19 protein-coding genes and 1 pseudogene are annotated in these 21,641 nt (G+C 68.9%); 17 read left to right on the top strand and 3 right to left on the bottom strand.

Annotated elements, in window-relative coordinates; all coding sequences use genetic code 11:
• The first annotated feature begins 134 nt into the window (after window positions 1–134).
• The 4 genes from AB0F98_RS28955 to AB0F98_RS28940 are packed head-to-tail and all read left to right on the top strand — an operon-like array spanning window position 135 to window position 7,484.
• Window positions 135–776 (top strand): hypothetical protein, encoded by a 642-nt coding sequence (locus tag AB0F98_RS28955; RefSeq protein WP_357741769.1) that lies wholly within the window; start codon window positions 135–137, stop codon window positions 774–776.
• A complete protein-coding gene (locus AB0F98_RS28950; protein WP_357741766.1) occupies window positions 773–1,261 on the top strand; it encodes a hypothetical protein in 489 nt (162 codons plus the stop codon). Before AB0F98_RS28955 ends, AB0F98_RS28950 begins: the two co-directional genes overlap by 4 nt.
• 2 nt (window positions 1,262–1,263) lie before the next feature.
• The gene (locus AB0F98_RS28945; protein WP_357741763.1) at window positions 1,264–4,176 is read left to right on the top strand and encodes a DUF1156 domain-containing protein; all 2,913 of its coding nucleotides are present in this window, start codon (window positions 1,264–1,266) and stop codon (window positions 4,174–4,176) included.
• Window positions 4,173–7,484, top strand: a complete 3,312-nt coding sequence (locus tag AB0F98_RS28940) for an SNF2-related protein (protein WP_357741760.1) — start codon at window positions 4,173–4,175, stop codon at window positions 7,482–7,484. The genes AB0F98_RS28945 and AB0F98_RS28940 overlap by 4 nt, the downstream gene beginning before the upstream one ends.
• A 43-nt stretch (window positions 7,485–7,527) precedes the next feature.
• Here the strand turns inward: AB0F98_RS28940 and AB0F98_RS28935 are convergent, their stop codons facing one another.
• Window positions 7,528–8,124: a hypothetical protein gene (locus tag AB0F98_RS28935; protein ID WP_357741757.1), complete on the bottom strand. Its 597-nt coding sequence runs from the start codon at window positions 8,122–8,124 to the stop codon at window positions 7,528–7,530.
• Entirely contained in the window at window positions 8,121–9,782 is a 1,662-nt protein-coding gene (locus AB0F98_RS28930; protein WP_357741754.1) for an RNA-directed DNA polymerase, read from the bottom strand. The genes AB0F98_RS28935 and AB0F98_RS28930 overlap by 4 nt, the downstream gene beginning before the upstream one ends.
• 56 nt (window positions 9,783–9,838) lie before the next feature.
• Between AB0F98_RS28930 and AB0F98_RS28925 the strand changes: the two genes are divergently transcribed.
• The 8 genes from AB0F98_RS28925 to AB0F98_RS28890 all read left to right on the top strand — a co-directional run bounded on the left by AB0F98_RS28925 (window position 9,839) and on the right by AB0F98_RS28890 (window position 15,809).
• Entirely contained in the window at window positions 9,839–10,153 is a 315-nt protein-coding gene (locus AB0F98_RS28925; protein WP_357741752.1) for a hypothetical protein, read from the top strand.
• Window positions 10,154–10,156: 3 nt separating this feature from the next.
• Window positions 10,157–10,849: a hypothetical protein gene (locus AB0F98_RS28920; protein ID WP_357741749.1), complete on the top strand. Its 693-nt coding sequence runs from the start codon at window positions 10,157–10,159 to the stop codon at window positions 10,847–10,849.
• Window positions 10,850–10,890: 41 nt separating this feature from the next.
• Entirely contained in the window at window positions 10,891–11,982 is a 1,092-nt protein-coding gene (locus tag AB0F98_RS28915; RefSeq protein ID WP_357741747.1) for a hypothetical protein, read from the top strand.
• Window positions 11,979–12,209, top strand: a complete 231-nt coding sequence (locus AB0F98_RS28910; protein ID WP_357741744.1) for a hypothetical protein — start codon at window positions 11,979–11,981, stop codon at window positions 12,207–12,209. The genes AB0F98_RS28915 and AB0F98_RS28910 overlap by 4 nt, the downstream gene beginning before the upstream one ends.
• A complete protein-coding gene (locus tag AB0F98_RS28905; RefSeq protein ID WP_357741742.1) occupies window positions 12,202–12,429 on the top strand; it encodes a hypothetical protein in 228 nt (75 codons plus the stop codon). Before AB0F98_RS28910 ends, AB0F98_RS28905 begins: the two co-directional genes overlap by 8 nt.
• A 3-nt stretch (window positions 12,430–12,432) precedes the next feature.
• Window positions 12,433–14,619 carry a phage minor head protein gene (locus tag AB0F98_RS28900; protein ID WP_357741739.1) on the top strand — a complete coding sequence of 729 codons (2,187 nt, stop codon included), beginning with the start codon at window positions 12,433–12,435 and terminating at the stop codon, window positions 14,617–14,619.
• A gap of 11 nt (window positions 14,620–14,630) precedes the next feature.
• Complete coding sequence (locus tag AB0F98_RS28895) at window positions 14,631–14,789, top strand: hypothetical protein (RefSeq protein WP_187691009.1); 159 nt, start codon at window positions 14,631–14,633, stop codon at window positions 14,787–14,789.
• A gap of 603 nt (window positions 14,790–15,392) precedes the next feature.
• A complete protein-coding gene (locus tag AB0F98_RS28890) occupies window positions 15,393–15,809 on the top strand; it encodes a hypothetical protein (RefSeq protein WP_357741736.1) in 417 nt (138 codons plus the stop codon).
• 119 nt (window positions 15,810–15,928) lie between these two features.
• Here AB0F98_RS28890 and AB0F98_RS28885 read toward each other — a convergent pair whose 3' ends face one another.
• Entirely contained in the window at window positions 15,929–16,243 is a 315-nt protein-coding gene (locus tag AB0F98_RS28885) for a hypothetical protein (protein WP_357741733.1), read from the bottom strand.
• A 101-nt stretch (window positions 16,244–16,344) separates the two neighbouring features.
• Between AB0F98_RS28885 and AB0F98_RS28880 the strand changes: the two genes are divergently transcribed.
• The 5 genes and pseudogenes from AB0F98_RS28880 to AB0F98_RS28860 all read left to right on the top strand — a co-directional run bounded on the left by AB0F98_RS28880 (window position 16,345) and on the right by AB0F98_RS28860 (window position 21,610).
• Window positions 16,345–17,067 (top strand): helix-turn-helix transcriptional regulator, encoded by a 723-nt coding sequence (locus tag AB0F98_RS28880; protein ID WP_357741731.1) that lies wholly within the window; start codon window positions 16,345–16,347, stop codon window positions 17,065–17,067.
• A gap of 292 nt (window positions 17,068–17,359) precedes the next feature.
• Window positions 17,360–19,061 (top strand): annotated as a pseudogene (locus tag AB0F98_RS28875) (major capsid protein).
• Window positions 19,062–19,125: 64 nt separating this feature from the next.
• The gene (locus AB0F98_RS28870; protein WP_357741728.1) at window positions 19,126–19,953 is read left to right on the top strand and encodes a hypothetical protein; all 828 of its coding nucleotides are present in this window, start codon (window positions 19,126–19,128) and stop codon (window positions 19,951–19,953) included.
• A gap of 9 nt (window positions 19,954–19,962) precedes the next feature.
• Complete coding sequence (locus tag AB0F98_RS28865; protein ID WP_357741724.1) at window positions 19,963–20,184, top strand: hypothetical protein; 222 nt, start codon at window positions 19,963–19,965, stop codon at window positions 20,182–20,184.
• Window positions 20,185–20,644: 460 nt separating this feature from the next.
• Window positions 20,645–21,610 (top strand): recombinase family protein, encoded by a 966-nt coding sequence (locus tag AB0F98_RS28860; protein WP_357741721.1) that lies wholly within the window; start codon window positions 20,645–20,647, stop codon window positions 21,608–21,610.
• Window positions 21,611–21,641 lie beyond the last annotated feature (31 nt).

The raw sequence follows: 21,641 nt of genomic DNA, 5'->3' as shown, positions 1-21,641 counted from the left end.
TCTTCGGTTGTCCTCACAAACCATCGATGATCAACGCGGTGGCCGTCTCCATGCCTGCGCCACGCCCAACGCCGAAGCCAAATGACGTTGGAGTACTAGAGGCCCGGTGTCAGAAGGAGCCGACCAAGACCCAAGTGGCCGATCAGCTCGCCGAGGCGTTCCGGCAGGGCAAGCTCGTCGTCACCGACGTCACTCCTGCCGCCGGCGTCAAAGCGCTAGGCGTCAAGGAGATCCGTGAGCGGAGCCTAGATAACTTTCACGTCCTCACCAAGGCAGAGGCCGACAAGCTTGGCGTCGAATCGGCCGTTGCCAAGCCCGCATCCAAGCGCATCGACACCAAGACGGGCCAGGCCGGCGTTGCGTTGAGCAATTTCCGCGACGCACTCGTGGACAAGGGCAAGCCCCTCGTGGAGATGCGGCTTACTGTTCGCGCCGGGGCGGGCAGCGGCATGCAGGACTTCGACCTACTCGGCATGGCCCTCGCGCAGATGCCAAAGCAGCCCGCCCGAGTCGCGGTCGACGTTGCCGCGTCGCTGCCCGGTCTGGACGGCGCCGTCGAGATCAGGCTCGAAGGTGACAAGGCCAGGTACCAGCAGGTCAGCGCAAAGCTGGGCCCACTTCTCAAGGCAGCCAACGAGGTCGACGGCACGCTTACCCTGACGCTTGACTTCGGCGAGAACGGCGTGACGCCTACGGACGAGGCGTTCGGCACCGTCGACGGGGTGATTCGTGGCCTCGGTCCGTCCGAGCTCACCGTCGAAGGAACCGTCGCATGACGTCTCCACTCGCAAGGCATTCAATCGCGACACGTCTTCACAAGGCCGGCATCCGGACGTTCCGGCTTACGGTCGAGCCCGCGCCCGCTCGTAGCGGTGAAGGCGACCGGTACGGCGTGCGCCTCGAAGAGGCGTACGCAGATGGCGAGCGGACACTCGCATCGAGGGTCGCCAGCGCCACGCCGCTGCAGACCGCGCGGCTCCTCGACGCGCTTGTCGCCGCCGTGCGCGCAAGCGGCCACCAGGCAGGCGTGCTGTCGCTGTCCCGTCGTAAGCCCGTCCCGCTGGACGAAGCCGCCGGGGTGCGGCTTGCGCTGGCCCTGCTCGCCGCGCAGCCCCTGAGTAAGCCCGACCGCATCCGACGCATCGTCGCAGGGATCTCCGCCATGAGTACGGAGGAGACCTACTACTGGTACGCCAAGGTCGTCGGCCCCGATGCCGAACGCGTCCGTCGGGCGCTTCGCCTGTTTCTGGCAGAGGAGTAAGCATGGACAGCCCCCGGGTCCTTTCTGAGGACTGGCTGCCGATGGCCGAGCTTGGCATCGAATCCCGCCGCGAGCGTGCGGCCGCCAGCGCTCTCCCCCCGCTGTCGTTCTTGCATGTGTGGTGGGCTCGGCGGCCACTTGTCGCGAGTGCGGGGGTTGTGCTCGCCGGTCTTCTCCCGGCCTGGACACCGGAGCTTGCGATGGCCTTCCCCGACGCCCCGCAGCTTGGCACCGAGGCGGCCTACCGCAACTGGCTCAAGCATCTCGTCGGCATCTGGGGCGACCCGGTGAAGGCCCGGAAGGCGTACGACGCGGCCGTGAGTAGCGGTGTCCGTATCCCAAACCCCTACACCTACAAGCAAGCCTTCAGAAACCATCCGAGCGAGGACCAGACCCGGCTGCTGGCAGCGGTACTGCATCACACGTGGGGCGAGCCGCCGCTGGTCGCAGACGTCACCGCCGGGGGCGGCAGCATTCCGTTCGCGGCCGCTCGGCTGGGTCTTCGCACCCACGCCAACGATCTCAACGGAGTCGCCGCGGCTATCCTCCGTAGCGGCGTTCAATACCCGGCTCAGTATGGGCCGGACCTCGTTGCTGACTTGGAGAAGTGGGGCGGCCTACTTACCAATCGCGTGCAGGCGCGTATCGGGCGGTACTTCCCGTCAGGCGAGGGCGAGCAGGTCGCGACGTACATCTGGGCGCAGACCATCGCTTGCCCGAACACTGGCAAGCCCGTGCCGCTCGTCCCTGACTGGACCCTGCGCTCGGCGAAAGGAAAGGAGGTGGCTGTCCGACTCATTACCGAACGCGATGGCAGTGTGTTGGAGCGCGCCGAGTTCGAGATTGTGCAGGGCAAAGACATCGACTTCGACCCGACCGCCGGCACGGTGAAGCGGGGCGACGGCCTCAGCCCGTGGGACGACCAGGTAATCGACGAGGCGTACATCAAGAGCGAGGCGCAGGCCGGCCGCATGACGTCGACGCTGTACGCAGTGGCCATCCGGCTAAACGACGGTACAAGGAGTTTCCGGAGCCCCACAGCCGCCGATCTTCAAGCAGTCGAGGCAGCTGAGGCCGCCTTGGCCGAGCTCCGGCCTACATGGTCAACAGCCGACGTGCTGCCGACGGAGCTGCTGGCCGAAAAGGGCGACCGGGGCCGCAACTCCCGTCCGAGACTGTTTGGCATGTACGGCTTCGCGGACATGTTCACCCTCCGCCAGCTCCTGGTTCACGGGACCTTCGTCGAGCAATACCGCAGGCTCATCCCGGAGATCCAGGGTTCCCTACCCTCCGATCGCGCGAAGGCGGTGCTCACACTGCTCGGGGCCATGCAGGGCAAGGCGACGGACTACAACGCCAAGTCGTGCGGCTGGCACGCGAACCGGCAGACAATCGCCCACGTCTTCACTCGGCATGACTTCTCCTTCAAGTGGGCCTTTGCAGAGTTCGAGGGAGTTGCGCTATACACCTGGGCGCTTGCGCAGCTCATCGATGCCTACCATGGGCTCGCGAATCTCATGGCGTTCACAGGCTGTGACGGTGTGACAGGTGAGCCGATGCGCCGGGACATCACTGTGACCCAGGGGAACGCGGCGGATATCCCAGAGCTGGCCGACGCCAGCGTCGCTCATTTGTGCATGGACCCTCCGTACTACGACAACGTCATGTACGCCGAGCTCAGCGACTTCTTCTACGTCTGGGAGAAGCGCACCATCGGCCAGGTTGCGCCTGAACTGTTCCCGGCTGATGTCGCTGACAAAGACAACGAAGCCGTTGCGAACGCATCCCGGTTCGCGCACTTGGGCAACAGGATGCGCGCTCTCGCCGATGCGGACTACGAGGCGAAGATGACTGCCATCTTCACAGAGGCCCGGCGGGTTCTCCGCAACGACGGTGTGCTGACCGTCATGTTCACCCACAAGCGCGCCGAAGCTTGGGACACGCTCGGCATGGGCCTACTGAAGGCTGGTTTTACGATCGAGTCGTCCTGGCCAGTTAATACCGAAGCGGAGCACTCGCTACACCAGTCCGGCGTCAACTCTGCCGCGAGCACGATCATGCTCGTGTGTCGCAAGCGGGGATCGCAGCAGACAACGACGCGCGACACCTACCTGGAAGATATTGAGGGCGAGGTCCGCCAAGCCGCCCGCGAAGCCGTCGAGCGGTTCCGCGCCGACGGCATCGACGGCGTGGACCTGCTGCTGGCGGCTTATGGCCCGACGCTCAGCGTGGTGAGCCAGCACTGGCCGGTCCACAGCAGCGAGGCGGACGAGAACGGCCGGGCGAGGCTCCTTCGTCCGGAGGAGGCGTTGACGATCGCCCGCTCGGAAATCGTGCGCGTTCAACGAGCACGCCTCGTCGGACATCCGATCGAGTTCGACCCGCTCACCGACTTCGTTATCGCGTTCTGGGACGTCGTGAAGGACGACACCGCCACCTTTGACGAAGGGCGCCGCTTGGCTCTGGCAGTCGGCGGTCTGGATATCGACGAGCTGCAGCGGGCCAAAATCCTGGTGAAGAAGACCGGTACGGTGCGGCTGCTCACCCCGAAGGAGCGAGTCCGGCCGCGGGCGGGCGACGAAGAACTGCCGGGCGTTCGCCCGCAGGCCGCCTCCTTTGGCAGCCTGGTGGACGCGGTCCATACGGTGTGTCTGGTCGCAGATGAGGATGGCCTGGCGCATGCCAAGGCACTCATGGACCGCACGGGCTTGACGAAGGATGGCCGGTTCGTCGCCGCCGTGCAGGCGCTAGTCAACGCCGTACCCCGTGTCAGGGCCAAGGGCGTGTTCGTGCTTCCGCTCGCCGGGTGCCTCGACCGGCTCGTCACGGCTTACCTCCCACAAGTGGCCGTCCCAGCCGATCCAGTGGAGAAGGAGTCACATATCCAGGGCGACATAACGGACTTGCTCGCGTGACCGAGCCGGCTTTCGCAGGGCTCGGGGACGGGCCCGCGCCTCCGGCCCTGCCAGAGTCAGACTTCACACAAGTTCCGCTGCGGGTCTCCTACTCGACGGGGGAGCAGCCGCTCACCCGGTTCTACGTGCCGCTGCTGGCGCGGGCCATCGAATACAGGAGGCTCGTCGGCTACTTCAGTGCGAAGGTCCTGGCGAGAGCTGCCGCTGGCTTCGCGCCGCTCGCCGCCCGTCGTGCGAGGATGCAGCTCGTCGTTGGCGCGCAGCTTTCTGACGAGGACGTCGATGCCGTGCTGCGCGGCGAGCCGCTAGACCAGGTCGTCGCCGAGCGACTGTGCCTCGAACCGCTCACCGAAGGCGTGAGCATCGTTCAGAAGGAACACCTGCGGCTATTAGCATGGATGCTGCGCGAGGGCCTGCTGGAGCTCCGCGTCGGGGTGCCGGTTGACAGCGACGGCACGCCGCTGCGGCCGGAGCATGCCCGTCGCTACTTCCACTCCAAGTACGGGCTGTTCACTGATGCGCTTGGCCGGCAGGTCGCATTCTCCGGCAGCGACAACGAAACGGTCGCCGGGTGGACCGGCAACCACGAGACCTTCCACGTCTATTGGTCGTGGAATGACGCCGTGTGGCCACTGTACGGCGCGGATGTCACTCGCCGGTTGGAGCAGCACTGGGACGGTACGCCGGACACGGGCTGGGCAGTGCTGCCGGTTCCGACTGCACTGCGGCAGGGTCTCATCAACATCGTTCCGGCTGGCTGGACCCCGCCCGCGCAGGACCCCGACCCGCGGCTGCGCGACTTCGACGTGCCGGACGACCCGCTCGGCGGAGGCCCTGCGCCGGGCTGGGCCCCCACGCCGGCAGAGGACTCGAAGGCCGACGAGAATGCAATCGAGGCCGACCGGGTCAGGCTGCTGGAGATGCTGCGCGCTCCGCTGTCCCGCACCATGGTGGGCGTGGCGAGCGCGGCGGCCGTGCCGCTGCCGCACCAGCAGCTAATCGCGGTGCGGGCGGTGGAGACCTACCCGCGCGGCTATCTGCTTGCGGACGAGGTCGGCTTGGGCAAGACCATCGAGGCCGGTCTGATTCTGCGCGAGCTGCTCCTGTCCGGCCGGGCTGAGACGGCGCTCCTGCTGGTTCCCGCAAGCGTTATGTCGCAGTGGCAGGAGGAGCTGCACGAGAAGATCAGCCTGGACGTACCGCGGTATGAAGGCGGCGTGTTCCTCGACCGGCATAACCGGGAAATCTCGTTCGAGCCAACCGCTAACCCGTGGACGGCTTTCCCGGTCGTGCTCGCGTCCTCCCATCTGGCCCGGCGCGTCGATCGGCGCGAGCAGGTCCTCGCCGGTAGCTGGGACGTGGTGCTGGTTGACGAGGCGCACCATGCCCGCCGGCGCGGGCTCAAGGCGAACGGCACGCCGAACACGCTGCTGGGCCTGCTGCAGACGATGAAGGCGCGGCAGTCCTGGAAGGCGCTGTATCTAGCGTCGGCCACCCCAATGCAGATGGCGCCGCACGAGGCGTGGGACCTCATCGAACTCCTCGGTCTGCCAGGCGAGTGGTCCGAATCCGCGGACAAGTTCGTCCGGTACTTCGCCGAGCTTCGCCGCCCCCACGCCGACCGTGACTGGGCGCTCCTGTCGCGCATGCTCCGCGACGAGCTCGATGCGCCGGATGCGGCCGCCGACGAGCCGCTGAGGAACAGGGTCGTCAGCGAGCTAGGGCCGGTGGTCTCGCGGAGCATATTGCGGCTGCACCAGCCGCCGCCGCCCAGTCGGCAACGCGTCCTCGGGTGGAAGGTCCGGCAATGCGAACTCGCCGACGAGTGGCTGCGGGCCCACACGCCAATGCGGGACCGAGTGTTCCGGCATACCCGCGGCACGATGCGCCGTTACCAGGAGCAGGGTCTGCTACCTGCTGACCTGATCATTCCGCGACGCACGATCCGCGACGAGTTCATCGAACTGTCCCCGGCCGAGTGGACGTTATACGAGCGCATTGACGCTTACATCAGTCGCTACTACAACGCCTACATGGCCGCTGGCCCAGGCAACCCCGCCGCCAGAGCCCTCGGTTTCATCATGACGGTGTACCGGCGCCGCCTGACGAGCAGCTTCCAGGCCGTCCGGTTGTCGCTCAAGCGGCGCCGAGAGGCGCTCGCCGCCGGACGGGCGCTCGCCATCTCCGAGCTGCTCGATCCTGACGACAAGACAGCAACTGAGGACGACGAAAGCGGAGTCGACCTGACTAGCGTCGCGGACCCGATCTCGGCCGATCTGCTGGCCGCCGAGATCGCCGAACTCGATTCGTTCATCGCTGACATAGAGGCGCTCGGCGGTCAGGACACCAAGGCCGAGCAGCTCTACGGCGACCTCAATGAGGCTCTCCTTAGCGGCTACGACAGCGTCGTGCTGTTTACGCAGTACACCGACACGATGGACTACCTACGGGACCGGCTCGCTGGCCCGTACCAGCGCGTCGCGTGCTACTCCGGCCGAGGCGGCGAGCGGTGGGACCCCGCCACGTCCACTTGGACGAAGATCACGAAGAACGAGCTCAAGCAGCTGTTTCGGGAGGGCGAGATCCGCATCCTGCTCGGCACCGACAGCATGAGCGAGGGTCTGAACCTGCAGACCAGCGGCCGGCTGTTCAACTACGACATGCCATGGAACCTCATGCGGGTGGAACAGCGCATCGGACGCGTCGACCGGATCGGTGCCTCGCACGAGGTCGTGACCATCAGCAACTACTTCTACGCTGACACCGTCGAGCAGGCCATCTACTCGTCCATCAAGGACGACTTCGGTGACTTTACGGAGATCGTGGGCGATGCTCAGCCGGTCCTCGCCGCCACCGAGGCGGCGATCAAGGCAGCGGCGATGGCTGCCGGCCCTGCCCAGCGGGACGCCGCAGCGGCCCAAGCCGCCCGCGATATTCGGGACCGAGTGCAGGAGGCCACCAGCGGCGACGTGCGCCTATCGGATGCGGAGCAGCAGACCCTGTCCGTTCCCGAGCTCCACCCATCCGACACCCTCGCCGATTTGGCCACGGCCATTGTCGGCAACAAGGCCGTCGCGCCGTGGCTAACAGCCGACCCCACCGAGGAGGGCGCCTGGGAACTCGCGCTCCCGGGTGCGCCGCCGCAGCTCGTGTCCTTTGACCGTGCCGTGGTCGATGCGAGTAAGCGCGATGTGGCGTTGTTCACTTGGGGAACCGCGGAGGCGAAAGCCTTGGCGGAACGGCTGGAGGCAGCCACTCCGGGTGACGCGATCCTGCCGGCGCCGCGCCAGGCGTGCGACGGGGGGTGAGCGTATAGGGGTACGTGGCGCGGGCAGGTGCATGAACCTATGGTCAAGCTCTCGCTTGGACCGCCAGGTCGAGTCTCTCAATGAAGTCGCGGCACGCCGAGGCGGCTGCTGCGAGGCTGTCGTCGGAGAGGACGATTCTGTTGTCCTCGACTGTGATGCCTGCCGCCTTGAGCTTCGACTTGACGCTGTTCTCGCTCCGCATCTGGCGCCTCGTCAGCTTCCCTAGGCCGTGGGCGACGGCGTTGCGCGCCTCGGCGAGTCGTTCTACCGCCTTCCAGTCCTCGCGGACGCCGAGCCAGTCCTTATAGGAGTCCTGTTGAGCTTGCCAGGTGCTGGTGCCGCGGATGACGGCCTCGTCGGCCACCTTGGTGGCGGTGCTGTTCCCGGCGCCCGCGACTGATCGGTCGACTTCGCGCGACAGCATGTCCGAGGCGAACGCCTCGGTGATCGACAGCAGCCTCACCAGTGTGGCTTGGCATCTGTCCTGGATCGGATCGCCATCTGGCGAGGTCCGCAGTCGCGGACGCGGCCGCGGCTTGAGGGCCGCGACCGCGGCGCGGTGCGCGCCAAGGGTGCGGAACAGCAGCGCCGACGCCGCTTCGGCTTCAGCCGATGGGACCTGCGGGACAGGGGTGGTCATTGCGGGGCTGCGGCAGTGAGCAGCAAGCGGTCCAACTCGTCGTCGGCTGTGCTTTCCGCTCTCGCCCGGTCAAGGCCAATCAAGCCCCAGAAGGCTAGGCGCCGCCATTCCGGGCCGACCCGCTCGACGGTGGCTGCCACCAGGTCGGGATCTCCTCGGCCGATCCGCCCCAAGGCGGCCGCGGCGGTGGCCGCAAGGCCATCGTGCCCGTCGGCGGCGCACTCGGCGAGCCAGTCTTCGTAGCGGTGTCTGCTCCGTGAGCGCCGCACCCCGCCGGCAGCATCCGCGAGCCACATGGCCTGCCATGCGCTGAGGATGTCGCCACTGACGGCCTCGTCTAGCGCCCCGCGGACCTCGGCCCGCGCGCGCGAGCTTCTCTGGGCGTACGCATTGACATATGCAGTTACCTGCGGCGCCAGGGCGGGCTCAAAGCGGAGCAGCGGCGATAGCGATGTGAGCGGACCGGCGTCGCCGGCTGCACCAAGCGTCGGCAAGGCGCGGCCGAGCAGAGATTGGGTGATCGCCGCCTCTTGACCGGCCTGCGTTTCCTCGGACTCGTCCTCGTTCATCCACAGTTCCCAGGCCCGCTGCGCGGCGCGGAGGCGCTGTGGGCTGATGTCTTCGGAGATCTCGCTGTCGTCCGTGGCGAACGCTTCATCCTCATCCACGCTGCTGCCCAGCGGCGAGGTCCCGAGCGTCAACGGTGTCTCGCCGCCGTCCGCATCGCCATAGTTCGGGTCCAGGAATCCCAGGCCGCCGAATGAGTCGGCTGGCCCGCCGTCCGCGAACAGGCGCTGCTCTGCGTCGGCGAACGACGTCAGCGACTTCCGGTAGTTGCGCGCGCCGTAGGTGTAGGTCTTGCGCTCGTTGAGCACCAGGCCGAGGGCGCGTACCTCCAGCGCGCACGCCTCCAGCGCGGCTCGGGCATCGCCGAGCGTAGGAGAAGCGATCCGGAAGTCGTCAGAGTACGTAAACACGGCATGGCCCCGGCGCAGCAGTCGCCGGCGCACCGGGTCGATGTAGGTGTCGCCCAGGACATCGCTGGCGGGGTGCACCTGCGGCAGCCCGACGCGGCGACCGAGGACGGAAGCCAGCAGGTCGGCCAGCACGTCGACAGCAAGCTCTTCGCCGGTTTGGGCGATCAGCTCAGCAGACAGCAGGTCGTGGTCGATGAACTCGTAGTAGGCGGTCACGTCAGTCTTGCTGATGTACTTGGCGTCGGGGACGTCGAGCGGTGCCTGTCGGAACTGTTCGATTGGCTCCCGGCTGCGCAGCCGTTCGGGCAGCGCGTCGCTGATGAGCCCTACGAGCGCCCTGTACAGCACCCTGTCCTCGAGGGTCATAACGTGCAGCGGCCGGGCGCCCCGCCACCCCTTGTCGGCCAACACGACGCTGGCGTTCCTACCGGAGGGGCCGCGTCGCAGCTGCGGCCGCAGCCAGGTCTCCACGGCGGACGGGTCCGAGGCGAGGGCCGCGTAATCCCAACGGCGTGGCAACAGTCGGTTGCGTGACGACAGCTCAAGCGCGACGGCCTTGGTAATGTCCGCGCGGCGCAAGAGGGTGCGGTCAATCGGCACGTTCCCTCCGTCGAGATCATGTGTGCAGGTCTTTTTCCAACTGCGGTGGCGCGCATCTACCGCGTGAACACGGTAGAGCACGCGGGCACATCGCCGCCGCCTGTCCGGTTGCAGTGTCATTGCATATGCTCATAGCCGTGGCGAGGCTTTTCGAGATGGTGGTGGTGCTGTTTGTCGTTGCCCGGCTGACCAGGCTGATCGTCGCCGACGAGATCACCCGGCGGCCCCGAGAAGCGATCGTCCGGCGGGTGCCCGATGGCAGCCCGCTGGCGTACCTGCTGTTCTGCCGCTGGTGCCTGTCAGTGTGGGTCGCCGGGCCGGCCGCCGCCAGCTGGTGGCATCTCTCCGACGTGCCCCGCTGGTCGGGCTACTGGTGGGTCGACGTGCCCACCGTCGCGTTGGCCCTGTCGTACGCGACCGGCCTGCTGGTGCGCGCCGAGCCCGAGGAGTAGCGCATGGGGTGGTGGGGCACGAAGCCGAACGTCGACAGCGCGGTTGGCAAGGCGACCGCGGTCGTCGCGTCGGCGGCGAAGATGCGTTACGACTCCAGCGGCAGTCTTCGCAAGGTCACCAAGCAGCAGTGGCAGGACGAGGCGTGGCGGCACTACGAGGAGTGCGGCGAGTTCGCGTTCCTGGTCGACCTGATCGCCAGGGCGATGGGACGGGCCCGGCTGTACATCACGCAGGTCGACGACGAGGGCCGTCCGATGGAGACGCCCGACCAGGCGCCGGCCGGCGTCAACGAGACGTTCCTCGGCGGCCCCAGCACCCAGGCCGAGCTGCTGCGCGACGCCGGCATCCAGCTCGGCGTGCCCGGCGAGTGCTACCTGATCGGCGAGCCGGAACGCGACGCCGAAGGCAAGGCCACCGACCGGGAGCGGTGGTTCATCGCGTCGGTGGAGGAGCTGACCGAGCGGGCCGGGAAGTACGTGCTCGACCAGGGCGACGGGGCGCGCGAGCTGGAGTCCGACGAGACGGTCATCGTGCGGATCTGGGTGCCGAGCCCCCGCAAGCACGCGCTGCCGTCCAGCCAGGTGCAGTCCAACCGGCGGGTGCTGCGGCTGATTGAGCGGCTGACGCAGTACGTGCAGTCGCAGATCGACTCCCGGCTCGCCGGGCGGGCATTCTGCTGCTACCCAACGAGCTGAGCTTCGTTGCGCCCGAGCAGGAGGAGGACGCCGAGGACGGGGTGTCGTCGTTCCTGTCGACGCTGACCGAGGCGATGACCACCGCGGCGAAGGACCGCGACAGCGTGGCCGCCCTCGTCCCGATCGTGGTGCAGGGCCCCGCCGAGCACCTAGAGAAGGCGCGGCTGCTCAGCTTCGCTACCGAGCTGAGCAGCGCCGTGCCGGAGATGCTGCTGGGCATGACCCAGGCGAACCATTGGGGCGCTTGGATGACCGACGAGGCGACGATCAAGTACCACGTCGAGTCGAAGCTGGAGCTGTTCTGCGCGGCGCTGACCGAGCAGATGCTGTGGCCGGCGCTGGAAGGCGCGCAGGGTGTGGCCGACCCGCGCCGGTGGATCGTCTGGTACGACACCAGCGAGCTGACGCAGACGCCAGACAAGGGCGCCGACGCGAAGGACCTGTACGGCCTGGGTGAGCTGTCCGGGGACGCGCTGCGGCGCGAGACGGGTTTCGGCGACGGCGACAAGCCGACCGACGAGGAGCGGGAGCTGCGGCGGCTGCTGGAGATCATTCGCACGGTGCCGGCGGCCGGGCCGCTGTTGGTGACCCGGCTGCTGGAGGTCGCCGGGGTGAGTGTGCAGCTCGACGCGGAGGCGTTGAAGCCGCAGCCGGCCCCCGCCGAGCTGCCCGGCGGCGGCGTGCCCCCCGCCGACGAGGAGCCGACGACGGAGCCGCCGCCGCCCGGCGACACCGAGGACCGCGGCCCGCCCGAGCAGAACGCGATCGCCGCCGCGGCGGCCGAGCCGATGAGCGCGCCGTTCGTCGCCGCGTGCGAGGTCCTGGCGCTGCGGGCGCTGGAGATCGCCGGCAAGCGGGCGCTGGGCCGGGAGAGGTACCGGCACCAGGGGTTGAAGGCGTGGGAGTACCACACGGTGCGCCCATCCACGCCCGTGTCGGTGCCCCGGTTACTCGAGGGAGCGTGGACGGCGGTGCCGGCCGTCGCGACGAAGCTCGACGTCGACGACGAGAAGCTGACGGCGGCGCTGACCGCGTACGTCGGCGGGCTGCTCGTCACCGGCGCGCGGCACGACGTCGCCGAGCTGCGCGAGCACTTGGCCGCCACGGTCGCCGGGGAGCTGGTGCCGGCATGAGCGCGACGATCCTGGCGCCGGACCTGGTGCCCGCCCAGGGGTACGCCTGCCAGCGGTTCAGGCGCAAGGACGGCTGCGAGCGGCTGCGGTGGACGATCTGCCGCACCTGCGGGTGGTGGGGCGACCTCTGGGAGGGCGACCAGCCGCCGCTGACCGACGCCGGCCACGTGTGCGACCCGGAGACGGTGGCGCGGCGCAACGAGGCGAGGAGGAGGACCGATGGCTGACCCAGCGAACGTGTCCCTGACCCAGCTGCGCGACTGTTTCGCGGCGGCGGGGATCGACCTCGGGACCGACTTCGTGAAGCTGGAGCTGCACGACGACCTGCTGATCGTGGAGCGCCTGATCCGCAGCCCGGCCGGGCTGCCGGTGTCCCGCCCCGACGGCGGTGTGCAGACCCAGGGCGTGCAGATCCCCGTGCTCGCCGAACCGCCGGCGGTTGGCTGAGCCGTGGCCGAGCCGGACCCGTGGCTGCCGCTGCGCCTCGACCGCGAGGCGCGGGTGGTGGCCGCCGAGCGGCGGATGCTCCGCGCCTGGCTGCGCGACGCCCGCGCCGTGGCGCTGCCTGTCACCGCGGCGGCGCTGCCGCCCGATCCGTCCGCTCTCGCCGGCGCCGGGCAGGCGTGGTTCGAGGCGATGACGGTGCACCTGGTGCCCGCCGTTGAGAAGACGTTCCTCGCGGGCGTGGCCGACGCGGGCGGCGACGTCGACCTGCTGCGAGTGGCGCAGATGAAGGACGAGTACCTGGCGGCGCTGCCGAACCGGCTGACCGGCGTGCCCGATAGCGCGTGGCAGCAGGTCGTCGCGGCGGTCGCCGAGCTGACCGGCGAGGGCGCGAGCGTGCCGAGGATCCGCGACGCGATCGAGGCGATCCTGGGCGAGCGGTCCTGGGAGGACCGGGCGGTGACGATCGCCCGGACGGAGACGATCGGCGCGTACAACGCGGGGACGCTGACCGCGTGGCTGACCGCCGAGGACGTCCTCGACGAGAAGCTGGACAAGGTGTGGGTGGCCACGCACGACGAGCGGACCCGGGACGACCACCGGGACGCCGACGGGCAGCGGGTCGCCCTGGACGGCGTGTTCATGGTCGGCGGGGTGCCGATGCGGTACCCGGGCGACCCGGCCGCGCCGCCCGGGCAGACGGTGAACTGCCGCTGCACGATGATCGAGGTGGAGGCCGACGAGCCCCTGCCTGTGGTCCCGAAGCACCCGTGGCCCCGGCGTGACCGGGCCACCGGGTTGGACATCACGGTGACGGCGGCGGCAGCCGCGAAGGGTGGCAAGCAGATGGCGACGTGGAAGGGGACGCTGGCGCCGCTGGGTGCCAAGTCGGGCGACCGGCGGATCTTCGCGGCGGAAGGCGAGTGGTCGTTCCGCGAACTGCCGCTGGCGCTGCGGTGGGCGCGCGAGGACGCTCCCGGGCACGAGGGCGCGGTGACTATCGGCCGGATCACGACCGGCGAGGTGCAGAAGTCGAAGCTGGTCGGTGGGGGCGACTTCATCGACGCGGTACCGGAGCTGGGTGAGGCGCTGGAGCTGCTGCGCCAGGGGGTGCTGTTCCCGTCGGTGGACCTCGATGACTTCGAGTTCGTGTTCACCGACGCAGACGGCAAGCCGGTCGAGGAGATGTCCGACGAGGAGTGGGACGCCTTCATGGAGGCCGGGGAGGAGCCGTACATCACGGTGACCAAGGGCAGGGTGATGGCGGTGACGCTCGTCGGGACGCAGGCGTTCATGGAGGCGAAGCTGGAGCTGGTCGACGACGAGCCGGCCGACCGCGAGCCCTCTGATGAGGCCGAGCCCTCCGATCAAGAGGAGGAGCTGGCTACCGCGGCTGGCGCGGCGCCGAAGAGCAAGCAGGTCGCGCCGCTGTACCCGCCGACGGCGTGGTTCGACGACCCGGGCCTGACCGAGCTGACCCCGATCACGGTGACGGCCGACGGGCGGGTGTTCGGGCACCTCGCCGACCGAGACTGCCACCTGTCGTTCCTGACCGGCGGGCAGTGCGTGCTGCCGCCCGACGAGGGCGGCTTCGACTGGTTCCACCGGCCGGAGATCCAGACCGCCGAGGGAGACCTCCTTGCGGTCGGGCACATCACGGCGGCGACCGGGCACGTCGACCTGTCCGCGAGCGCGGCGGCCGCCGTGGAGCACTACGACGACACCGGCACGCAGGTGGCGGTGGTGCGGGCGGGCCGGGACGCTCACGGCACCTGGGTTGCCGGGTCGCTGGTGCCGGAGGCCACCGAGGAGCAGGTGCAGCTGCTGCGCAGGTCGCCGCTGTCGGGGGACTGGCGCTGGATCGGCGGGGCGCGGCAGCTCGTCGCGGCCTTGTGCGTGAACGTCGGCGGGTTCCCGGTGGTGCGGGGCCGCTCGTCGGGCGGGCGGGCGTACGCGATGGTCGCTTCGGGCTGGGCGGGCTGGAAGTCGTCCGACACGGAAGGCCGGCGGCCGGATGCGCCGCTGTCGCCGGCCGCCTTCGAGGCGGCGGTGCGGCGGGCGGTGGCCGCCGGGTTCGCCGCCGAGCGACAGCGTGCCGTGAACGCGGCGGCGGCCGAGCGGATTGCCGCGTCGATCGGCCGGGACCGCAGGACGCTGGTGGCGGCGCTGTCCGCCGAGGTGCATGGGGAGTAGGGGAGGAAGCAGTGGGCTGCAACTGCGGCGCGCGGCGCCGGGGCGCGACCGTGTGGGTGCTGTCCTACGGGGACGGCCGGCAAGGTGGCGAGTACGGGTCGAAGACGGACGCGGAGATCGCCGACGTGCGCAAGGGCGGCGGCGGCACGGTCCGCCAGGTGCAGAAGTAGGCGACGAGACGGGCAGGCTCTGTTGATCGAGTAGTCGGAATTCTCTGATCAACGCCGTCAGCGTGACGCTCTGTCACGGGCCGAGACCTGAGCCGCCCGTGCCGAGCATCCGCATCTACCGAATTTAGGATGCGCCATGGCTGTCAATGCCGGCCTACAGTCGGCACATGCCCGATCTCCCTCGGGATCGTGCCGACAAAGCACCGCGACGGCTTCTGGCTGCGGCGGTCGTACTCCTTGTTGGCGCCGTGGCGCTGTGCTGCGTTGGCGCGTCCTTGATTGTGGATAACTACGACGGCGTGTTGAGCTGGCTCAATCCGCTAGCCGCCGGTAGCTGCTGTGGTGCCGTCGCGCTCGTCACGGCTGCTGCACTTGCCTGGTCCGCATCGCGCCGGACCACGAAACGAGGTCGTGAGCCATAACGAGGACAACGGTGGCCCGCAGGCGCACACATCTGCCGCTGAGAGGGCTTGCTGGCTGGCGCCCCCGACCCGTAGCTGCCGATGCCACTCCGGCCTTGCGAAGTCGTGTACGACTCCCTACGCTGTAGGGAGTCGTACACGATACCGTATGGATGGGGTGAGGGAAGAAATGACAAGTCCCGTGCGAACCGCCTTGGTCCAGGCCATCGCCGACACGGAAGCCCTGTTGGGCAGGCTGAAAGGAACGCTCGCAACAATCGATGGCGAGGCGACCCTCGACTTGGGGCGACAGGGAGTATGGACCAAGGGCGAAGTAGCGGCACTGTGGGAGAGGTCAAAGCATCTTCCGGGCGTCAAAGCCTTATTTGAGATCACCGCGAGCCGGGTTGGCGAGCGGGTGACGTTCAGCGACCTCATCGCTTACTCCGGCCTCGACAGCAGGCAGCAGTCCAACGAGCACGCTCGGATGAGTCGTATTGCTGCTGAACTCTTTGGTGCCAAGCGCTGGCCGATTGAGAACTGGCAAGGCTCGGCCGGCGAGATGATCTACCGCATGAGGGGCGAAGTCGCGGCCTGGTGGCGAGAGATCGCACACTAGCTACTGCAGCGGCTACACGGCTCGCCGAGACGCCAAACGGCCAACCGGCGTCCACACCGGTATCCGGATCTGCCGCAATCCGCCCGTTGCCTAGCTGGCCGTTTCCATTGCGTATGGATTTACGTGGTTTGCCCTGACCCCTGGCCGAGCGTGCCCAGCCAGGCTGCGACCTGGTCGAACGTGATCAGCCCGTCTCGCATGTCGTGATAGGCCTGGATGATGGGCCCTGGATCGATGCCGGCGGCGCGCGCCTCCTCGAGTAGAGGGGCAAGGTCGATCTGGCTCCGCAGGACCCGGGCGGCGGACGCTGAGTTCCGGATCAGCAGATAGGCGGCAGCCTCTTGTCGTCCGAGCTGGAGGAGAAGAAGCGCGCTACCTAGGCCGCCAATGCCGATGGCGCCGGCAGCGGTGACGTAGAGGATTGCTTTGGACATGGCGGGCCTCTCGGGTCTGCGATAGAAGAATAGAAGATCGTGTTGTGAGAGTCTGGCACGGGCGCTGCGTAGAGCGCAAGACGATCCTGTATTCTTCTCTTGTGAGTGACGACGAACACGCCGAGTACGAGGGCCCGTTGCTGGTTACCGCGGGTACTCCCGGCAACCGCCGCTTCGGCGCTTTGCTGAAGTCCATGCGCGAACGCAGCGGCCTCAGCCCGCAGGAACTCGCCGACCGGGCAGACGTGCACGTGTCGTTCGTCCGCGGGATCGAGCGTGGCGCCCAGGCGCCGTCAGTGGCGACGGCTCGCTCGCTGCTCGCCTGCTTGGGGGAGCAGCATCGAATCCAGTGGAGGGACAGCGGTACTTACGACCTGCTGATCTATGACTCCGAGACCGAGCGTGACGTCGCCTTCGATTTCAAGGCAAAGATGAAAGGCCAGAACCGGCGCACCGATGTCGACCGGGAGGCAGCCTTTGAGGCAGCAGCGGTGGAGGCTATCGGAAGGTGGTCACCGAGCGATCGGGCGGCCTTTCTTGACGCCATATCGCCGAGCCTCAAGGCGGTCGCGCTGATGACTACGACCTTCTCGGCCAACGCGAGCGAGATGCTGCGACGGGTCGCGCTGACGCAGGTTGCCGAGACCGGCGAGCCTCGTACGGATGCCGGCGCGCACGACGGCGACGAGCAACCCGGGTCGTTCGCATCTGCTGACGACACCAGCTTCGGCAGGGTGGTACGTCTTCTCGCTTCAGCTGACGACGAGCTGCTGGGGCGGGTCGAGAGCATGCTGCGCGACGAGCTCGGGCATCCGGGCACCTAGGTTCTGTCTCCGCAGATCGCGTGCGTCAATCGCTGGGCTTCGGTGCCGCAAGGCAGAATCTAGCTGGGCGCTCTGCCGGCGAATAGCGCTTACCGGGCAGGGCGACGCGGATCGGGGCCCCCGGGGGCCCCGGCAGTCGCCGGCCGTCCTCAGGTACTGGTCCCTCACCATCGTGCAACCCGAGCTGCCTTGATCGGAACCAGCTCGCCGCTGCGTTAGGCTGTGCCGGTACTGCCGATGCTGGCTGCGGGCCGGTCGGGGATGAGATCCCTACCGTGCTGAGGAGCCGACGGTGGACTTTCAGATCCCTTCGAGCCTGGATGGGCTCGACCTGGATGCGCTGACCGAGCTGGAGAACCAGGCCGTCGCGGCGTTCGATGCTCTCCGCGACACGGCCCTGGACGCCGACGGCCTCGCCCGGCTGCGCGAGCTCGCCGGCTTCGTTCAGTCCGTGCGTACCGAGCAGGCGCGGATCGAGCAGGCGGCCGAGCAGGTCGCCTCCGAGCTGGACGACCTGACCGCGACGGTGCACGGCGCTCCGGAGGGCGGCGATGGCGACGGTGACGAGGGCGACGGCGGCGAAGCCGAGGAGGAGCCGGCCGAGGAAGAGCCGGCGGAGGAGCGACCGGCGGAGCAGCCGGAGCAGCCGGCGCAGCAGCAGCCCACGCCGGTCGTCGCGTCGCTGGCCCGCCGGGCTGCCCGCCGTCAGCCGAAGCCGAAGGTGACCAGCGCCGGTAAGTCGGCGGTCATCAAGGCGGCGGCGGACGTGCCGAATGTGCCGCACGGGCAGGTGTTCTCCTCGGTGTCGGAGGTCGCGTCGGCGTTCGACGACAAGTTCGCCGGCTTCCCGCGCGGGGTGGGCGTCCGCGACCCGCATCAAGCAGAACGTGGCCCGGGTGGAGCTGCCCGTCGACCAGGCGCTCGTCGCCGGCGGCCGGGGCCTGACCGACATGGAGCTGGTGGAGCTGGCCGCGTCGGAGTCGCGCCTGTCGGGCGGCAACCTTGTCGCGGCCGGCGGCTGGGGTGCCCCGTCGGAGACGCTGTGGGAGCTGTGCGAGGGCTTGGAGACGACCGAGGGGCTGCTGGACCTTCCGGGCATCACGATCCCGCGGGGCGGCGGTATCAAGGTGCCGGCCAACCTCGACTTCCGGGACCTGTATTCGGGGATCGGCTTCGTGCAGACCGAGGCTGACAGCACTGCGGGCGTGAACAAGTCCTCGTACCGGGTGCCGACGGTGAACTGGGCCGAGACGCGCCTCGAGGTGGACGGGGTGCAGATCGAGCAGGACATCGTGCAGAACGCGGTGTGGCCGGAGCTGACCCGGGACGTGGTGTGGCGGGCGCTGACCGCCCACGAGCACAAGATCAACGCCCGGCTGATTCAGCGGATGGCCGCGGCCCCGGGGCAGTCGACGCAGTTCGCGCTGACCCTCGGTGGCGACGTCGACGGCGACGAGACCACCACTGCCCTGCTCGGCGCGATCTCCCTCGCGGCGACGGACTACCGGTACCGGTACCGGCTGAGCCGCCGGCAACTGCTGGAGTGCGTGGCGCCGCTGTGGCTGATCGACTGGATCCGGGCGGACATGAGCCGCCGGGCCGGCGTGAACTACCTTGACGTGACCGACGAGCAGATCACGGCGTGGTTCACCCGTCGGCACCTGCGGCCGCAGTTCGTCTACGACTGGCAGGACGGGTACACCGACGCGGGCGGCAACGGCTTCGGCGGCAGCGCCGCCCCGGGCCAGTGGCCGGACACCGCGGACCTGCTGATCTACGCGTCGGGCACGTGGGTCAAGGGCTCCAAGCCGATCATCGACCTGTCGGCGGTCTACGACAGCACGAAGCTGAAGGACAACGAGTACATCGCGCTGTTCACCGAGCAGGCGACGCTGCTGGTGAAGCGGTGCTTCGTGTCCTACAAGGTGACCGTGCCGCTGTGCCCGACGGGCGTCACCGGCAGCACCGTGGCGTTCGACTGCTCGGCGGTCTGAGCTACCCGTTTGACGGGGCCGCGCCCGCGCCCGGCGCGGCCCCCAGCCGGTGAGGAGATGACGGGTGACGCACCCCCTGGTGTATGTGGACCCCCGGCGACGACGCCGTACCGCTTCGGGCTGTTCGCGGCAGCGGGCCGTGGTCGACCCCGCCGACCAGCGCGAGTTCCATGCCGGCGTGGAGTGGGAGCCGCCGTGCGTCGACGCGCCCGCGCCGACGAGCGCGGCGGCGGCCTCGGACCCGGCCCGCGCGCCGATGGCGCTGCCGGACGGCGTGCCGTCGGTGAAGTCGGCGGTGATCCGGCTGTACGCCGGCCTGACCGGCCGGTCGGTGGCCCGGCCGGATCTGATCGAGCGAGCGCGGCGGGCGATGGGCCAGGTCGAGCAGCACTCGCTGGAGCACTACGTGCGGACCGGCGAGGCCGGCACGGAGGAGTTCCTGGCGGCGGCCGACACGGAGGTGCTGGTCGGCTCGGACGTGGCGTTGGTGCCGCTGGAGGAGGGCGTCGGCCGGTTGGAGGCGCACATCGCCGACCGGGCCGGGGTGTTCGGCGCGTTGCGGACTCCACGGTGGACGGCCGGGTGGTTCGTTGGCAAGGGCCTGACGCGGATCGAGGGTCCGCGCATGGTCGCGCCGCTGGGCGACCCGATCGTGTTCGCGCAGACGAGCGGCGCCGGCTCGGGTGGCGCCGCGCCGGGCGACGACGAGGCGTGGCTGTACGCGACGGGGCCGGTGATGGTGCGGCGGTCGGCGGTGTTCCTGCCGAAGCTGCCAGAGGCCCTGGACCGCAAGGACAACGAGGTGTTCGTCGTCGCGGAGCGGTTCTACACGGTCGGGTGGAGCTGCGCGGTGGTGGCGGCGAAGGTGAACCTGCCGGGCGTGCCGGCGTAGGCGGGTGACATGGCGCTGATCTACCCGAAGGACCGCGGGGACGCGCAGGTCCTCGCGGAGCAGCTGCTGGAGGCGGGCGGCGAGGAGCGCCGCTTCGACGTGCAGACGACGACGGACGGCCCGGTGGGTCTGGCGTTCGACGTGCCCGACGACCTGGCGGAGAAGGTGCTGAGTTCCGGCGACGGCCGGCAGCGTGTGGAGGCTCCCGCGGCGTGGTGCACGAGGGGCTGATCTGGACGGCGGGGGAGCCCGGCGGCGAGGAAGACTTCGGGCCGCTGTACGACTTCGGGACGCCGGACTACGGGTGCGTCGAGATCCAGTACCGCGAGGGTGACCGCTGGGTTCGCTGTCGTGGTGATCCGTGTACTGTCGATCAGTCCGGTCGCAGTGGTTGAACGTAACCGGCTTCATCTTAGAGATTCGTTCGGATCGTGGGGCCGGTCAGGGGAGCCGTTGGGGGACAGCGCAATCTGACCGGCTCCGTAACGAGCAGAGAGCCCGGCACTCATGTCAGGGGTGGCGGGCTCTTGCGCGCGGGGTTGCACAATCGGGGTAGGGGAGTACCGTGTCCGGACCGCGACAGTTGCGCGTTGGTAACTCCAACGCACCTGCACGTAGCACGGTGCTATGCGGCACTGCTAGCTTATAGGCTGGCCGAGTTCAGGCTGGCCGTTCGCGTGGGGGTCAGACAGTGCGGTGCTACGGGTACGACGAGACGGGCAGGCAGATCATCGGCGCCGAGGCGACGGTGATTCGTGAGGTCGTGAAGCGCGTCCTCAAAGGGAGCAGTATGCGGTCCGTCGTCGCGGACTTGCGGGCGCGGGAGGTCATGACGTCCGCCGGGCGGCCCTGGACCCAGCAGTCGCTGTCGCGGCTGCTGCGCAACCCGCGGCTGGCGGGCCTGAAGACGTACCACGGCGAGGTTGTCGGCGACGCGCCGTGGCCGGCGATCATCGACCGGGACACGCACCAGCAGCTGCTGGAGCTGCTCGACGCCCCGGAGCGCAAGCAGCCGCGCGCGACGAACCAGCGGAAGTACCTGCTGTCCGGCGGGTTCCTGGTGTGCGGGTATCCGCTGCCCGACGAGGCCGGGACCGGCACGCACATCGATGGGAAGCCGCTGTACACGCAGCCGAGCAACAGCGGCAAGCGCGGGTACGTGTGCCGGGCCGGCAGCCCCAGCTACGGGTGCGGGCGCATCCGGATCGCGGCGGAGAGCCTGGAGGAGGAAGTCGCCGCCCGGGCCCTGGCGCGGTTGGCGTCGTCGAAGATCCGGGCGCGTCTGGAGCGTGCGATCGGGTCGGCGAAGGACGGCGCGGCGACGATGGAGCAGGTGCTTCAGGCGATCGAGGACCGGCTGGCAGAGGCGGGGCAGGCGTTCGCGCGGCGGGAGATCAGCCTGGTCACGCTGACGGCAATCGAAGCCGAGGCGAAGCGCGAGCAGAAGCAGGTCCGCGAGCGCATCGCCCAGGCGGCGCGGTTGCAGGCGCTGCCGGCGACGACGCCAGAGGGCCTGTCCGAGTGGTACGTCGACGCCCCGCTGGAGCGGCGCCGCGAGCTGCTGGCTCTCGTCCTGGACCGGATCATCGTGAAGCCGGCGACCCGGGCCGGTGCCTCACAGCTCGACCTCGACCGGCTGGAGTTCGTTTGGAAGTAGTGGAGTGATACTGATCCACACCGGACTATCG

The organism is Micromonospora sp. NPDC023737, from assembly GCF_040639715.1.
Lineage (GTDB): Bacteria > Actinomycetota > Actinomycetes > Mycobacteriales > Micromonosporaceae > Micromonospora.
Note: the sequence above shows the minus strand (reverse complement) of the source record. Positions and strands in the feature narration are given on the sequence as shown.

Bases quoted from the DNA above. Each gene is read 5' to 3' on its own strand.
- AB0F98_RS28950 (WP_357741766.1), top strand. From the start codon at position 773: ATGACGTCTCCACTCGCAAGGCATTCAATCGCGACACGTCTTCACAAG.
- AB0F98_RS28945 (WP_357741763.1), top strand. From the start codon at position 1,264: ATGGACAGCCCCCGGGTCCTTTCTGAGGACTGGCTGCCGATGGCCGAG.
- AB0F98_RS28935 (WP_357741757.1), bottom strand. From the start codon at position 8,124: ATGACCACCCCTGTCCCGCAGGTCCCATCGGCTGAAGCCGAAGCGGCG.
- AB0F98_RS28920 (WP_357741749.1), top strand. From the start codon at position 10,157: ATGGGGTGGTGGGGCACGAAGCCGAACGTCGACAGCGCGGTTGGCAAG.
- AB0F98_RS28910 (WP_357741744.1), top strand. From the start codon at position 11,979: ATGAGCGCGACGATCCTGGCGCCGGACCTGGTGCCCGCCCAGGGGTAC.
- AB0F98_RS28905 (WP_357741742.1), top strand. From the start codon at position 12,202: ATGGCTGACCCAGCGAACGTGTCCCTGACCCAGCTGCGCGACTGTTTC.
- AB0F98_RS28885 (WP_357741733.1), bottom strand. From the start codon at position 16,243: ATGTCCAAAGCAATCCTCTACGTCACCGCTGCCGGCGCCATCGGCATT.
- AB0F98_RS28865 (WP_357741724.1), top strand. From the start codon at position 19,963: ATGGCGCTGATCTACCCGAAGGACCGCGGGGACGCGCAGGTCCTCGCG.